This window comes from Shinella sp. 20P9.1.1 (genome assembly GCF_057798995.1).
The window spans coordinates 272,593-286,516 of the sequence record NZ_JBYOLC010000001.1 but is presented as its reverse complement, the minus strand read 5'-3'; the positions used below and the strand labels follow the sequence as shown (position 1 = coordinate 286,516).

At 63.9% G+C, this 13,924-nt stretch carries 15 protein-coding genes; 1 reads left to right on the top strand and 14 read right to left on the bottom strand.

Annotated features, from left to right (window positions below; translation table 11 throughout):
• The first annotated feature begins 1 nt into the window (after nucleotide 1).
• Nucleotides 2-1,441 (top strand): cryptochrome/photolyase family protein, encoded by a 1,440-nt coding sequence (locus AC27VQ_RS01305; protein WP_488714881.1) that lies wholly within the window; start codon nucleotides 2-4, stop codon nucleotides 1,439-1,441.
• Here the strand turns inward: AC27VQ_RS01305 and phnN are convergent.
• The 14 genes from phnN to phnG all read right to left on the bottom strand — a co-directional run bounded on the left by phnN (nucleotide 1,417) and on the right by phnG (nucleotide 13,860).
• Nucleotides 1,417-2,004, bottom strand: coding sequence for a phosphonate metabolism protein/1,5-bisphosphokinase (PRPP-forming) PhnN (gene phnN, locus AC27VQ_RS01300; protein ID WP_488714880.1), 588 nt, complete (start codon nucleotides 2,002-2,004; stop codon nucleotides 1,417-1,419). The genes AC27VQ_RS01305 and phnN overlap by 25 nt on opposite strands.
• Complete coding sequence (locus tag AC27VQ_RS01295) at nucleotides 2,001-3,134, bottom strand: alpha-D-ribose 1-methylphosphonate 5-triphosphate diphosphatase (protein ID WP_488714879.1); 1,134 nt, start codon at nucleotides 3,132-3,134, stop codon at nucleotides 2,001-2,003. The genes phnN and AC27VQ_RS01295 overlap by 4 nt, the downstream gene beginning before the upstream one ends.
• A gap of 1 nt (nucleotide 3,135) precedes the next feature.
• A complete protein-coding gene (locus AC27VQ_RS01290; protein WP_488714878.1) occupies nucleotides 3,136-3,843 on the bottom strand; it encodes a DUF1045 domain-containing protein in 708 nt (235 codons plus the stop codon).
• A gap of 97 nt (nucleotides 3,844-3,940) precedes the next feature.
• The gene (gene phnE / locus AC27VQ_RS01285) at nucleotides 3,941-5,443 is read right to left on the bottom strand and encodes a phosphonate ABC transporter, permease protein PhnE (protein WP_488714877.1); all 1,503 of its coding nucleotides are present in this window, start codon (nucleotides 5,441-5,443) and stop codon (nucleotides 3,941-3,943) included.
• A 9-nt stretch (nucleotides 5,444-5,452) separates the two neighbouring features.
• Entirely contained in the window at nucleotides 5,453-6,409 is a 957-nt protein-coding gene (phnE, locus tag AC27VQ_RS01280; RefSeq protein WP_421592304.1) for a phosphonate ABC transporter, permease protein PhnE, read from the bottom strand.
• A 231-nt stretch (nucleotides 6,410-6,640) separates the two neighbouring features.
• The gene (gene phnD / locus AC27VQ_RS01275; protein ID WP_488714876.1) at nucleotides 6,641-7,546 is read right to left on the bottom strand and encodes a phosphonate ABC transporter substrate-binding protein; all 906 of its coding nucleotides are present in this window, start codon (nucleotides 7,544-7,546) and stop codon (nucleotides 6,641-6,643) included.
• A gap of 78 nt (nucleotides 7,547-7,624) precedes the next feature.
• Entirely contained in the window at nucleotides 7,625-8,473 is an 849-nt protein-coding gene (gene phnC / locus AC27VQ_RS01270) for a phosphonate ABC transporter ATP-binding protein (protein WP_488714875.1), read from the bottom strand.
• 153 nt (nucleotides 8,474-8,626) lie between these two features.
• The gene (locus tag AC27VQ_RS01265) at nucleotides 8,627-9,241 is read right to left on the bottom strand and encodes a DapH/DapD/GlmU-related protein (protein WP_488714874.1); all 615 of its coding nucleotides are present in this window, start codon (nucleotides 9,239-9,241) and stop codon (nucleotides 8,627-8,629) included.
• Nucleotides 9,238-9,945 carry a phosphonate C-P lyase system protein PhnL gene (gene phnL / locus AC27VQ_RS01260; protein WP_488714873.1) on the bottom strand — a complete coding sequence of 236 codons (708 nt, stop codon included), beginning with the start codon at nucleotides 9,943-9,945 and terminating at the stop codon, nucleotides 9,238-9,240. The genes AC27VQ_RS01265 and phnL overlap by 4 nt, the downstream gene beginning before the upstream one ends.
• 64 nt (nucleotides 9,946-10,009) lie before the next feature.
• Entirely contained in the window at nucleotides 10,010-10,786 is a 777-nt protein-coding gene (gene phnK, locus AC27VQ_RS01255; RefSeq protein WP_488714872.1) for a phosphonate C-P lyase system protein PhnK, read from the bottom strand.
• Complete coding sequence (locus AC27VQ_RS01250; RefSeq protein ID WP_488714871.1) at nucleotides 10,783-11,667, bottom strand: alpha-D-ribose 1-methylphosphonate 5-phosphate C-P-lyase PhnJ; 885 nt, start codon at nucleotides 11,665-11,667, stop codon at nucleotides 10,783-10,785. The genes phnK and AC27VQ_RS01250 overlap by 4 nt, the downstream gene beginning before the upstream one ends.
• Complete coding sequence (locus tag AC27VQ_RS01245; protein ID WP_488714870.1) at nucleotides 11,664-12,770, bottom strand: carbon-phosphorus lyase complex subunit; 1,107 nt, start codon at nucleotides 12,768-12,770, stop codon at nucleotides 11,664-11,666. Before AC27VQ_RS01245 ends, AC27VQ_RS01250 begins: the two co-directional genes overlap by 4 nt.
• A gap of 2 nt (nucleotides 12,771-12,772) precedes the next feature.
• Entirely contained in the window at nucleotides 12,773-13,381 is a 609-nt protein-coding gene (gene phnH / locus AC27VQ_RS01240) for a phosphonate C-P lyase system protein PhnH (protein ID WP_488714869.1), read from the bottom strand.
• Entirely contained in the window at nucleotides 13,381-13,860 is a 480-nt protein-coding gene (gene phnG / locus AC27VQ_RS01235; protein ID WP_488714868.1) for a phosphonate C-P lyase system protein PhnG, read from the bottom strand. The genes phnH and phnG overlap by 1 nt, the downstream gene beginning before the upstream one ends.
• Nucleotides 13,861-13,924 lie beyond the last annotated feature (64 nt).

Sequence of the window (13,924 nt, the reverse complement as noted above, 5' to 3'; positions counted from 1 at the left end):
GATGTCGGACAAAAGCAAGCCGCCCGTCATCGTCTGGTTCCGCCGTGACCTGCGCACGGATGATAACGCAGCCCTTTTCGCTGCGGCCGAGAGCGGCCAGCCCCTCGTGGCGCTCTATATCTGCGAAGCGGCGGAGGGAACCGGCCCGCTCGGTGCCGCGCAGGCCTGGTGGCTGCACCATTCGCTGACGGCGCTCGGCAAGTCGCTCAAGGCGCTAGGAACGCCGCTGATCCTGCGCAGCGGCGATGCGGGTAAAATTCTGGATGCGTTGATCGAGGAAACCGGCGCCGAGACAGTCTACTGGAACCGCCGGCACGACCCTGTCGGCATCAGGATCGATACGGACATCAAGGCATCGCTGAAAGGGCGGGGTCTGGTCGCGAAAAGTTTTGCGGGCGAGTTGCTGCACGACCCGACCCGCCTGCTGACAGGCGAGACGAAGCCCTACCGCGTCTATACACCCTTCTGGCGCGCCTTCGAGCGGCACGGCGAGCCGCATGAGCCGATCGATGCGCCGGAAAAACTCGTCGCTCTTCATCCGGCACCGAAATCCGAAACGCTCGATGACTGGAACCTGCTGCCCAGCAAGCCGGACTGGGCGGCCACGTTCGGCGAGGTCTGGACGCCGGGCGAGGAGGCGGCGATGGAGCGCTTCGAAACCTTCGTGGAGGGTGCTATCGACGGCTATCAGGCCAAACGCGACCACCCCTCCATCGACGCCACCTCCCTGCTGTCGCCGCATCTGGCCATGGGCGAAATCTCGCCCGCGCGGGTATGGCACGCAACGCGGGGCCTGAAGGCGCCGACGGTCGATGTGATCCATTTCCGCAAGGAACTGGTCTGGCGGGAATTCTGCCATCACCTGCATTTCCACTTTCCAGCCCTTGCGGAGAAGAACTGGAACGACCGTTTCGACGCCTTTCCGTGGGAAGGCAGCACCACGGATTTCAAGGCCTGGACGCGCGGCGCGACCGGCTATCCCATCGTCGATGCCGGCATGCGGCAGCTCTGGAAACACGGTTTCATGCACAATCGCGTGCGTATGATCACCGCCTCCTTCCTGATCAAGCACCTGATGATCGATTGGCGGCGCGGCGAACAATGGTTCCGCGATACGCTCGTCGATGCGGATGCGGCGTCGAATGCGGCGAACTGGCAATGGGTCGCCGGTTCCGGCGCCGATGCCTCCCCCTTCTTCCGCATCTTCAACCCGATCCTGCAGGGCGAAAAGTTCGATCCTGACGGCACCTATGTGCGCTACTTCGTGCCTGAACTCGAAAAGCTGGATGCCGCCTTCATCCACAAACCCTTCGACGCGCCCGAAAGTGTGCTGAAGAAGGCCGACGTGGTACTGGGAAAAACCTATCCCAAGCCGCTCGTCGACCACGCCAAGGCGCGCGAACGGGCGCTTTGCGCCTACAAGGCGCTGAAAGGCGATTGATCCGCGCGCGCCATCGCTGCCGTGAGCACCGACACGAAGGCCTCGCCCGCATCATCAAGCGCGCCGCTGTTGTCAATGACGACGGTGTCCGCCGCCACCACGATTTCCGGCACCGCGCGATCGAGCCTCTTTGCAATCGCCTCAGCACTTTCCCGGCCGCGGGCGGCAAGCCGAGCGGCGAGAATTTCCGGGCGTGCGGTGACGACAACGACTTTCAGCCGCGGATAGATTGCCGCGAAAGCCGGCAGCGCGGAGCGGCTGCCATTGGCGACCAGCGTCACGCCATCGGCAAGCTCATCGAGCGTTTCGCGCGGAATGCCGTAGGACAGTCCGTGCGCATCCCATGAGACGGCAAAGCCGCCCCCGGCCTCGCGGCGGCGAAACCCGTCAACGTCGATCGCCTGATGCGCCTCTCCACCGGCATCCGCCGGGCGTGTGATGACGCGGCGCACGAATTTCACCCGCGCCTCGTCGGCGAAGTGCCTGAAGGCATAGGACATGACACTGTCCTTGCCTGCTCCGCTCGGGCCCACCACCACCACCATGGTGCCGGTCACGCTCATGCCACCCGCTTGCCCTGCCGCCAGACCGAACGCACGACCGGAACGCCGGACGGGCGGCGCACGCGCACGATATCGGCGCGCAGCCCCTTGGCGATGGCCCCGCGATCATCGAGGCCGACGGTGCGGGCGGGCGTGGTCGAGACCATGGCGATCGACTTGGAGAGGTCCATGCCCTCGTCGGCGAGGATGAAGGGCGCATGCATCAGGCTGAAGGGCACGTAGTCGGAGGAGAGCACGTCGAGCACGCCCATCTCGGCGAGATCGCGCGCGGCGATATTGCCGGAATGCGACTTGCCGCGCACGATGTTCGGCGCCCCCATCAGGACACTCATGCCGGCGCCATGCGAGGCCTTGGCGGCCTCGAAGCTGGTCGGGAATTCGGCAAGGCGGATGCCGTAGCCGATCGCTTCCTCGACATGCTCCAATGTCGCATCGTCATGGCTGGCGACCGAGATGTTGCGGGCCGCGCAGGACGCAGCGATGGCGTCGCGGTGGGGCTTGGCATAGCGGGCGGACTGGTCCTGCTGGCGCTTGCAAAAATCCTCGAATTCTTCGTCTGACAAACCGCGCTTCTTTTTATAATAGACGATGTATTGATCCATGGTCTGAAACTGGCGCTGGCCGGGCGCGTGATCCATCATCGAGACGAGACGCACCAGCGGATCGTCCTCGAACTCCTCGTAATGATCGAGCACGTTTTCTGACGAAACCTCGCAGCGCAGGTGGATGAGATGTTCCGCGCGCAGACGGTCCTCGTTCTGCGCCTCGGCGATGGCATCGGCCATGGCGCGCATCTCGCCCTTCTCGAAGCCGCCATCGGCGTCCGAGCCCATGCGCAGGCAGTCGAAGACCGTGGTGATGCCTGACGTCACCACCTGCGCGTCGTGCGACTGGATCGCCGCCGTCTTGCCCCAGCGCACGCCGGGGCGTGGCGAGTAATGCGCTTCGAGGTGATCGGTGTGCAGTTCCACAAGGCCCGGGATCAGGAAGTCGCCTTCCATGTCCTCGCCGGCCGCCGAAGGACCTTCGGAAATGTCGGCGATGAGGCCATCGCGCAGCACCAGCGTGCCTTCGAGAATCTGGTCCTCCAGCACGATGCGGGCATTGGAAAGAACGGTTTCGCGGGTCATGTCAGGCGGTCTTTCTGTTGGCGGCCCCACCCAGCGGGAAGAGCGACTGGACGGTGAAATCGGCGCTGCGCGAGGGTTCCCGGAAGAGCGCCAGGCCGTGGATCGGCAGCGGTCGACCATGGAATTCGGCGAATTGATCGAGAAGCAGACTTTCGACGGCGTCACAGCGCTCGGCCGGAACACGCCCCGTCAGCGTCATGTGGAAGCGGAACTCGTCGAAGACATAGGGATAGCCCCATTGCACGAGGTTCCGGCGCTCGTCCGCGGTCAGCTCATCCGGCTTGCGGCGCGCGATATCGGCGGAGCTGAGCGGCGCGCGGAAACGCTCGAAGCGGCGCACGACCTCGCCGGCAAAGGCCTGCAGAGGATCGCAGTGATCGCCCGGCACCACGGCGAAGAACGAGCCGAGACGGCCGACGAGGACTTCGGGAATGTCGAAGGGCTCGATCTCCGACACGAAGCGGCCGATCTCGGCGATCAACTCGGCCTCGCTGCGACCCTCGGCCAGCGAAAACGGCGCCTTCAGCGTGGCGTGAAAGCCGTAGCGGCGCGGATCGGCGGTCAGGCCCACGAGCGCCTCGGCGTCAAAACCGTTCACGGCCGGCTGTTCCAGACGGGCGCCGGTAAAGGCATTGCGGCCGAGCCAGCGCTGGGCGGCAAGGGTCAACGGGTCGCTGGCGGGCGGGGTGAAATACAGGGCGTAACGCAAGGGCTCATTCCTACCGAAAGTCATTTGACCTCGCCTCGAGAGGCGACGCCGGAGCTTGAAAGGATTCGTGTGGCAGCATCATGCCGCCAGGACGATATCAGTGCGAGGGCTTGCCCATCAGGCGCGAGCGCAACGCGTTGGAAATGCCGTCGAAGATGAAGACGACGATAAGGATCAGCAACACCATATAGGCGACGTTTTCCCAGTCCGAATTGGTGCGCATCGCCTCCCAGAGCTTCAGGCCGATGCCGCCGGCCCCGACCGCGCCGATGATCGTTGCAGAACGGGTGTTCGATTCCCAGAAATAAAGCGCCTGCGAGGCAAAGAGCGGCATGACCTGCGGCAGCACGCCATAGCGCTGCACGGCGACAGGTGCTGCACCGACAGACTTCACGCCCTCGCGCTGCTTGTCGTCGATATTCTCCAGCGCCTCGGAATAGAGTTTGCCGAGCGTTCCGGTATCCGTGAAGAAGATCGCGGACATGCCGGCGAGCGGACCGGGACCGAAGGCGCGCGTGAAGAACAGCGCCCAGATCAGCATGTCGACCGAGCGCAGGAAGTCGAAGAGGCGCTTGGTCAGCTGATTGGAAAGCCAGTTGCGCGTGATGTTGCGGGCAGCCATGAAAGCGAGCGGGAAGGCCAGCAGCATCGCGAAGAGCGTGCCGACAAAGGCCATGACGATGGTCTGGAGCAGCTTGGTCCAGACGTCGAGATGCTGCCATTCCGCATTGTAGAGAATGTTGTCCCAGGCAAGCGACAGGTTTGACTGTTTCGGGTCGATACGGTCGCCCGAGGCGATCAGCGAATAGACCTCCGCCGTCGATTTGCCATGGAACGGCGAGTTCGTATCGAACAGGAAATTCGCCCAGCCGAGGAAGCGTTTACGGATCGATATATCGTCGGCCTCGATCTCACCCCAGCCGGCGAAGCCGAAGGCGAGCGTGATCTTTTCGCCCGGCCGCTTCTGCGTCGCCCAGGCCGGCAGCGGGCCATCGACCTTCATGGCGCCCTTGTCGAGATCGACGACCAGCGTTTCGCCGGCATGCTGAACGGTCACGCGATCCGGCACGACCTCGACGCTTGTCGAGGCATTAAGTGTGATCTTCGCGCGCTTGACGACCTCCTCCTCGCGGGTCGTCGCCGTCGCCATGCTTTCTGCGGCCGCAGCCGAACCACCGAGAACGGCGCCCTCGCCCATGAAACCCATGGAGGCGGATTTCTTGGCCGTGGGGACCGATATACCCACAGCCGGCGTGGTGCGGCTCATCGTGCCGCGCTCGATCTCGACCCAGCCTGGCTCGGCATTCGGCCCGAGCGGCGAAAAGCGCGGATAGGTCAGCTTCATCGCGCCATCGGGCGCGATCGTCACTTCCGGGCGCACCTCGTAGGACACCCAGTCGGCGAGATAGGTGCCGGCAATGTTCCAGTTCGCGGTTCCCAGCACATGGCCGATGGCGAAGAACCACCAGCAATAGAGCGCATAGAGCACGAAGCCGCCGGCAATGATGGCGACGCGGAAGCGCTGCCAGAACGAGCGATGGAAGACGGCCGGGTGGCGTGCCGCGATCTCATCCATCTCAGCGGGGTTGAGGGTCGTCATGGCGCACTCCTATTGGGCCAGCCGGAAGGCCTGGTCGCCGACGAGCTTGCGGCGCAGCCAGGCGGAAAACTGGTCGACGGCGATGATGGTGATGAGCAGCAGGAGCACGATCGCGAGCGTCTTGGCCTGGTGGTTCTGGCCGATCGAAAGCCGCAGCAGCTCGCCGATACCGCCACCGCCGACGGCACCGATGATCGTCGAGGCGCGCACATTGATCTCGAGGCGCAGCAGGAAATAGCTCATGAAGTTTGGCAGGACCTGCGGCACGATGCCGAACCAGACGCGTTCGACCCAGCTCGCGCCGACGGCGCGAAGCCCCTCCTCCGCTTTCATGTCGGCGTTCTCGACCACTTCGAAGAAAAGCTTGCCGAGCGCGCCGACCGTGTGGATCGACACGGCGATGACGGCCGGCAATGGGCCGAGCGACAGGATGGCGAGGAAGAAGCCGGCGAGCACGACTTCCGGGAAGGCGCGCAGAATTTCCATGAAGCGGCGCACGAAGCCGCGCAGCAGGCGGTTGGCGACGAGGTTCTTGGCGGCGAGGAAACAGAGCAGGAAACCGAAGACCATGCCGATGACGGTGGAGAAGATCGCGATGTTCAGCGTCTCCAGCATCTTGTGGAAATATTCCGGCACGTAGAGGCTCTCGGTTATGTAGAGCCGCCCCTCGGGATAATTGTATTTGAAACTGCCGTCGTCATAGGGCGACGGCAGGTCGAACAGCGCGCGAAACACTTCCCAGCCGTCGCGCGGCACCATGTCGCCGACGAAATCGAAGAGATAGGGCAAGCGGTCGAAGAATTTTCCCGCATTCGTCTCGTTGGCAAACCACAGCGAACCAGACAGCGCGAGCGCGAGGATGGCGAAACCAAGCCAGCTATAGAGACGGCGGCGCGCGGTCAGCTCTTGAAAGTGCTGCTCGATGAGCGCGCCCTTCTCGCTGAAACCGTCGTGAAGCGTGTTCATGGCCATGGTCTGTCCGCCTCGCGGGATCTTCCGTACTTGTGATTGCCGATAAATGCCGCCCCCTCCTCCGTCATCCTCGGGCTTGACCCGAGGATCCACGCCACAGGCAATGCGGTGCGGATGTATGGATCCTCGGGTCAAGCCCGAGGATGACGTTGTGGGTGGGGCAACGTTATCGACAAGAAAAGACGCCGGCCGGTTTTCCAGCCGGCGCCTGAAGCATCGTGGCGATCAGCCGCCGATCGTTGCCTTGCGGGCGTCGATGATCGGCTTGTAGAAGTCGACATTCACTTCCGTGAACGAGGTGAAGTCACCGCCCATGACGGCAGCGAAGCAGGCCGCGTCCTTTTTCGGCAGGTCGAGCATGAACTGCTTGAACTTCGCCTTGGTGTCGTCGGCGAGCGACGTGCGAACGACGATCGGGCCGTTCGGGATCAGCGGCGACTTCCAGAGCTCGACGATGTCGTTCATGTCGAGAATGCCCTTCTCGACCATCTTGTGCAGGTTGCCGGACGTGTAGCCGTCCTTCCACTCGCCGACGCCCGAACCGAAGGTCGTGCCGGCATCGAAGGTGCCCTTCAGCACTTCGAGAACGAGGTTTTCGTGACCGCCGCCGAAGCCGGTTTCAGCGAAATATTCCTTGACCGGGCCGCCGATGGCTTCCGGCAGCGTGACGAGCGGGACGAGGTAACCGGAGGTCGAGTCGGGGTCGGCAAAGCCGAGCTTCTTGCCCTTGAGGTCTTCGAGCTTGGTGATGCCTGAGTCCTTGCGGGCGATCATGATCGAGTGGTAGCCGGTCGAACCGTCGGTCTGGACGGTCGTCAGGATCGGCTCGACGGCATCGGCCTTGGCGAGGTAGATCTTGGCAAAGCCGGATGCGCCGAGTTCGGCATAGTCGAGCGTACCGCCAAGCAGGCCCTGGATGACGCCGTCATAGTCGGCGGCCGGGAAGAACGAGACCTTCTCGAAGCCAAGCTCGGCCTTCAGGTGATCGCCGAGGCACTGGTAGTTGCGCAGGCGGTCGGCTTCGTTTTCGCCGCCGATGATGCCGACGCGGAATTCCTTGAGGTCTTCAGCCTGTACGTGGCCGGCAAGGGCGATGAGCGCGACGGCGCCCAGAAGAACTTTCTTCAGCATGGTCTCTCTCCTGTTTGGCCGGCTTTGCCGTGCCTTGAAGTGTATGGCCCTTCACGCGGGCCGTTCGATCCCGGCGGGTCAGAGACCAGCCAGTGCCAGCGGTGTCGGGCTGGCGGATTGCTTGATGTTGTCCTGGCGCGCCGGGTTGCGGATCGCCGTGGAGGTGAGGCTTTCATCGATCTCGGCGCCATCGGCGCCGGTGCCGTAGATCGTGCGCACGGCCTCGGCATCGAGGTCCCGCGCCGGGCCATCGAAGACGACGCGGCCGCCGGACATGCCGATGATGCGCTCGCAATAGGCGCGCGCCGTATCGAGCGTGTGCAGGTTGGTGACGACAGTGATGCCGTCGCGCTCGTTGATGTCGCGCAGCGCATCCATCACGATCTTGGCGTTGAGCGGATCGAGCGATGCGATCGGCTCGTCGGCGAGCAGCATCTTCGGGTTCTGCATCAGTGCACGGGCAATCGCCACGCGCTGCTGCTGGCCGCCCGAAAGCGTGCCGGCCGGCTGCAGCGCCGTCTGCTCGATGCCGAGCCGTTCCAGCGCCGCGATCGCCATGATACGCTCCTCGCGGGTGAAGAGGTTCAAGATGCTCATGACCGTCGAGCGGTGGTTCAGGCGGCCGAGCAGCACATTGGTCAGCACGTCGAGACGCGGCACGAGGTTGAACTGCTGAAAAATCATCGCGCAGTCGCGCTGCCAATTGCGCAGTGCGGAGCCGCGCAGCGACGAGACCTCGACATCGTTGAAATGGATCGTGCCTTCGCTCGGATCGGCAAGGCGGTTGATCATGCGCAGCATGGTGGACTTGCCGGCGCCCGAGCGGCCGATGACGCCGACCATCTGGCCCTGCGGAATGTCGAAAGTCACATTGTCGACCGCGACGCGCGTGCCGAAACGGCGGGTGACATTCTTCAGTCGGAACATGGCGGATCCCTCTTCCTTAACTTGCGGCCCAGGGTCGGGTCCTGTCGTTTTCGGGACTGGCTCTAAACGCTGTTGATGAAGGGGCGATGTCAGTTCGATGTCGGAAAAATAACAGTCCACAGGCCTGGTTTTCCAGCACCGGGGCGGCCTTTCTCACCCATCGTGACGGGCGAGAAAGGCTTCTGCGTCAAGTTTGCGAAAGTCGTCCAAAGCGCCGCGCAGCCGGGCATGATCCCAGTCCCACCAGGCGAGTTTTTCCATGCGCTCGGCGATGTTTCTCGGGAACCGTTCGCGGATCACCTTGGCCGCGACGCCGCCAACGATCGTGTAGGGTTCCACGTCCTTTGTGACGACGGCACCGGAGCCTATGACAGCGCCGTTACCGATCGTGACACCCGGCAGGATGGTCGATCCATGGCCGATCCACACATCGTGGCCGATGGTGACGCGATGCTCGCGCCGCCACGAGAAGAATTCGGCCTCAGGCTCCGCATCCGGCCAGTAATCGTTGGCGCGGTAGGTGAAGTGATGCAGCGTCGCACGCCACATCGGATGGTTCGTGGCGTTGATACGCACGGACGCCGCGATATTGGTGAACTTGCCGATCGTCGCACACCAGACGGAGCCGCCGTTCATGATGTAGGAATAGTCGCCGATCTCGGCTTCGCTGACGCGGCAGTTCTCGTCAATTTCCGTATAGCGGCCGAGAACCGTGTCGGAGACCACGGCCGTCGGGTGGATCAGCGGCGTTTCGGACAATTTGGTCATGCGGCAGACTTTCGCGGTGAGAAGGCCGAGACATCGACGATGCGGTCGGCGACCTTTTCGCGCACGTCCTCGTCGTGGAAGATGCCGAGAAGCGCCACGCCGGCCGCCTTCTTTTCCTCGATCATGCCGACCACGACCGCACGGTTCTTCGCATCGAGCGAGGCTGTCGGTTCGTCGAGCAGCAGGATGCGGTGATCGGTGATGAAGCCGCGGGCAATGTTGACGCGCTGCTGCTCGCCGCCGGAGAAGGTGGCGGGCGGCAGTTGCCAGAGTTCGCGCGGCAGGTTGAGGCGCGCCAGCATCGCTTCTGCCGTCTCCTGCGCCTCGGCAGCAGCGACACCGCGTGCCGTGAGCGGTTCGGCCACCACATCGACGGCTGCGACACGCGGCACGGTGCGCAGAAACTGGCTGACATAACCGAGCGTCGCGCGGCGCACCGACAGGATGGTGCGCGGATCGGCGATCGCGAGATCGAGCAGGCGACCGCCATGCTCGATCAGGATCTGGCCGCTGTCGACGGCATAGTTGCCATAGACCATCTTGAGCAGCGAGCTCTTGCCGATGCCGGACGGGCCGCCCAGCACGACGCATTCGCCTGCTTTTACCGAGAAGCTCACATTGGACATGACGGGCAGGCGGATGCCGTCGCGAAGATGCATCGTGAAACTCTTCGCGACTTCGGAAACAACGAGGGGTGTCGGCATATTATTTTTCCTTTTGACGCATGGTCTTGGCCGAAAACCGGTTCCCACTTTTCGGGACCATGCTTCACACCTGAAGGATCGAGGAAACGAGGAGCTGGGTATAGGCTTCGCGCGGATCGTCGAGCACGCGGTCGGTCAGGCCCTGCTCGATGACGAGGCCGTCCTTCATCACCATCATGCGGTGCGACAGGAGGCGCGCGACGGCAAGATCGTGCGTGACGATGATCGCCGAGAGGCCGAGATCCTGGACGAGGCCGCGCAGCAGATCGAGCAGGCGGGCCTGCACCGAAACGTCGAGGCCGCCGGTCGGCTCGTCCATGAAGATCAGGCGCGGCGCGGTCACGAGGTTGCGGGCGATCTGCAGGCGCTGGCGCATGCCGCCGGAGAAGGCGCGCGGCTGGTCGTCGATGCGGTCGGTGCTGATCTCCACCCGCCGCAGCCAATCGCCGGCCGTCTCGCGGATCTGGCCATAGTGCCGGTCGCCGACGGCCATCAGGCGTTCACCGACATTGGCGCCGGCCGAAACAGCCATGCGCAGGCCATCGGCCGGGTTCTGGTGCACGAAACCCCAGTCGGTGCGCATCAGGAAGCGGCGTTCCGCCTCGCTCATGCGGGAGAGTTCGCGCATGTCGCCGTCGCGCATGCGGTATTCGACGGCACCGGAGGTCGGCATCAGGCGGGTGGCAAGGCAGTTGAGCAGCGTCGTCTTGCCCGAGCCGGATTCGCCGACGATCGCCAGCACTTCACCCGGCCAGAGATCGAAGGAGACGTTCTGGCAGCCGATGCGCGCGCCGTAGAATTTCGAGATATCGCGGACTTTGAGAAGCGGAATGTCGGTCATTCGGCAGCCTCCTTGTTATAGGCGAGATGACCACGGTGGCCGTGGGCGCAGCGGTTTTCGCAATGGTCGGTATCCGAGCAGACGAACATTCGCCCGCCCTTGTCGTCGAGCACCACTTCGTCGAGATAGACATTCTCAGCGCCGCACAACGCGCAGGGTTTGTCGAAGCTCTGGATCTCGAAGGGATGGTCCTCGAAATCGAGGCTGACGACCTCGGTATAGGGCGGCACCGCATAGATGCGCTTCTCGCGGCCGGCGCCGAAGAGCTGGAGCGCCTCGGACATGTGCATCTTCGGATTGTCGAATTTCGGTGTCGGCGACGGGTCCATCACATAGCGCCCCTCCACCTTCACCGGATAGGCATAGGTCGTGGCGATATGGCCGTTGCGGGCGATATCCTCGTAGAGCTTGACATGCATGAGGCCATATTCTTCCAGCGCATGCATCTTGCGCGTCTCGGTCTCGCGCGGTTCGAGGAAGCGCAGCGGCTCCGGGATCGGCACCTGATAGACGAGCGTCTGGCCGGCCGTCAGCTTCTCCTCGGGGATGCGGTGACGCGTCTGGATGATCGTCGCCTCGCGCGTCTTGGTCGTGACAGCCACATTGGCGACCTTCTGGAAAAAGGCGCGGATGGAGACGGCATTGGTCGTATCGTCCGCCCCCTGGTCGATGACCTTCAGCACATCCTGCGGTCCGAGGATCGCCGCCGTCACCTGCACGCCGCCGGTGCCCCAGCCATAGGGCATGGGCATTTCGCGCGAGGCAAAGGGCACCTGATAGCCGGGGATCGCGATCGCTTTCAGGATCGCGCGGCGGATCATGCGTTTCGTCTGTTCGTCGAGATAGGCAAAATTATAGGTCGCCAGTTCTGCCGTGCTCATTCTGCGGCCTCCGGAAGATCGGTGTCGGTGTTTTGCGCAGCCTCGTATTCGCGGCGCATGCGGCGCACGAGGTCGAGTTCAGCCTGGAAGTCTACGTAGTGCGGGAGCTTCAGGTGCTCGACGAAGCCGGTCGCCTGCACATTGTCGGAATGGGAGATGACGAATTCCTCGTCCTGCGCCGGCGCTACGATGTCCTCGCCGAACTCTTCCGCCCGCAGCGCCCGGTCGACCAGCGACATGGCCATGGCCTTGCGCTCGCTCTGGCCGAAAACGAGGCCGTAGCCGCGGGTGAACTGCGGCGGGTTCTTCGCCGAGCCCTTGAACTGCGCGATCATCTGGCATTCGGTGATCTGGATGCGGCCGAGCGAGACGGCAAAGCCGAGCTCCGGCATGTCCAGCTCCACCTCGACCTCGCCGATGCGCACTTCGCCCACGAAGGGATGGGTGCGGGCATAACCGCGCTGCGTGGAATAGCCGAGCGCCAGCAGGAAGCCCTCGTCGCCACGGGCGAGCGCCTGCAGGCGCAGGTCGCGGGCCATCGGGAATTCCAAGGGCTCGCGGGTGATATCGCCGGCGACATGGCCATCCGGCATGTCGCCGTCATCCTCGACCAGGCCTTCACCGGCCAGAATGTCGGAGACGCGCATGACCGGCTCACCGGCCTCGTCGCGTTCCAGCGGGGCATCAATCTCTTCGTCCGTCAGAAGCGACGGATCGAGCAGGCGGTGCGTATAGTCGAAGGTCGGGCCGAGCAGCTGGCCGCCCGGCAGGTCCTTGTAGGTCGCCGAGACGCGGCGCTCGACGAGCATCTCGCCCGTCTCGACGGGTTTGGAATAGCCGAAGCGTGGCAGCGTGGTGCGGTAGGCGCGCAGGATGAAGATCGCCTCGATCATGTCGCCGCGCGCCTGCCGGACGGCAAGTGCGGCAAGCGAACGGTCGTAGAGCGAGGCTTCCGCCATCACGCGGTCGACGGCAAGGCCGAGCTGGGCGACGATCTGCTCGATGCCGATGGCCGGCAGCGAACGGTCGCCGCGTCGGCGGTCGGCGAGAAGACGGTGGGCGTTGGAGATGGCGGCTTCGCCACCCTTGACGGCAACGTACATGGTTACGCCTCTTTCACACTGATGACGGTGGTGCGCGGCAGGCAGACGATCCTGTCGCCGGCAACGAGGATCAGATCGACGCCGCGCGGGAATTTCTGGCGGTTCTCCGCCCAGAACTGCGGGAACATGTCGGGCAGGCCGACCGGCGCGATTTCCTCCTGCATGCGGATGCCCGGCCCTTTCAGGACGAGCGGCCGGCCGCCTTCGAAGGCCTCGATTTCGACGACCAGCGTCGTGGAACGGTCCGGATATTCCTGCGTGCCCTGCGCGAAGAGGCAGAAATTCGGCAGCATCGCGCCCTTCTCGATGAAGGCGAAGCGGGCGTTCTGGCGTTCCTCCGCCAGCACCGCGCCGGCATTGAAGGCAAGCCAGCCGGGCAAGGCGGAGGCGGCGAGCGCCGGCGTCAGCCAGACGGTGGTGTCATGATCGCAGAGCGTCAGCGCGATGGCGCCGGCGGCCGGTGTCATCGGCTTGGGCGGCGTGACGGTCGGGGCGATATCGCCGATCATGCCCGGACGGGCCATGCAATCCATCAGCGTGCGGAAGACGGCTTGGGCCTGGAAGACCGGCTCCTGAAAACCGCCGGAAAAGGCGAGTGTATCCAAAGTCATCAGTCCTCTCCGCGAACCATGGTGAAGAAATCGACGCGGGTGGCGGCCGTCTGGCGGGCTTTTTCGGCATCCTCATCGGCAATGCGCGCCGCGATAACGGAAAGCAGCGCATCCACTTCGGCCCGGTGGGCCGGCTGCTGGAAGAGCGCACCGAAGATCGCCGAAAGCCGGGCCTTCGCGCCATCGGTACCAAGCGCTTGGCCATGACCGACCGTGCCATCCGCAAGACGGATGCTGGCGCGGCTCACCGTCGCCTCGCCGAGATTGAACGGCGCACCGCCGCCACCAATGCGGCCGCGCACCATGATGAGACCCGTTTCCGGCCCGCGCACCGGCTGCACGACCGGCTTGTCCGCAAGCGCGTCGAATGCCGCCTGCAATTCCTTCCGGCTCGCCTTCGCAAGCAGGCCCATCGCCCTCTGCCGTTCCGCCGCCGCGCCCTTTGCGGCTGCTTCGGACATTTTCTCAACTGATGCCATTGCCTCATCTCCAAATGTCTATTAATCTAGACAACCGAACATCTAAGTCTTGTCTTAATCGGCC

Coding starts and splice junctions, on each gene's coding strand:
- phnE (WP_421592304.1), bottom strand. CDS start 6,409: ATGAACACGCTTCACGACGGTTTCAGCGAGAAGGGCGCGCTCATCGAG.
- AC27VQ_RS01250 (WP_488714871.1), bottom strand. CDS start 11,667: ATGAGCACGGCAGAACTGGCGACCTATAATTTTGCCTATCTCGACGAA.
- phnC (WP_488714875.1), bottom strand. CDS start 8,473: ATGTTCCGACTGAAGAATGTCACCCGCCGTTTCGGCACGCGCGTCGCG.
- phnE (WP_488714877.1), bottom strand. CDS start 5,443: ATGACGACCCTCAACCCCGCTGAGATGGATGAGATCGCGGCACGCCAC.
- AC27VQ_RS01305 (WP_488714881.1), top strand. CDS start 2: ATGTCGGACAAAAGCAAGCCGCCCGTCATCGTCTGGTTCCGCCGTGAC.
- AC27VQ_RS01295 (WP_488714879.1), bottom strand. CDS start 3,134: ATGACCCGCGAAACCGTTCTTTCCAATGCCCGCATCGTGCTGGAGGAC.
- AC27VQ_RS01265 (WP_488714874.1), bottom strand. CDS start 9,241: ATGACCAAATTGTCCGAAACGCCGCTGATCCACCCGACGGCCGTGGTC.
- phnL (WP_488714873.1), bottom strand. CDS start 9,945: ATGCCGACACCCCTCGTTGTTTCCGAAGTCGCGAAGAGTTTCACGATG.
- AC27VQ_RS01245 (WP_488714870.1), bottom strand. CDS start 12,770: ATGTACGTTGCCGTCAAGGGTGGCGAAGCCGCCATCTCCAACGCCCAC.
- phnN (WP_488714880.1), bottom strand. CDS start 2,004: ATGAGCGTGACCGGCACCATGGTGGTGGTGGTGGGCCCGAGCGGAGCA.
- phnD (WP_488714876.1), bottom strand. CDS start 7,546: ATGCTGAAGAAAGTTCTTCTGGGCGCCGTCGCGCTCATCGCCCTTGCC.
- phnH (WP_488714869.1), bottom strand. CDS start 13,381: ATGACTTTGGATACACTCGCCTTTTCCGGCGGTTTTCAGGAGCCGGTC.
- phnG (WP_488714868.1), bottom strand. CDS start 13,860: ATGGCATCAGTTGAGAAAATGTCCGAAGCAGCCGCAAAGGGCGCGGCG.
- phnK (WP_488714872.1), bottom strand. CDS start 10,786: ATGACCGACATTCCGCTTCTCAAAGTCCGCGATATCTCGAAATTCTAC.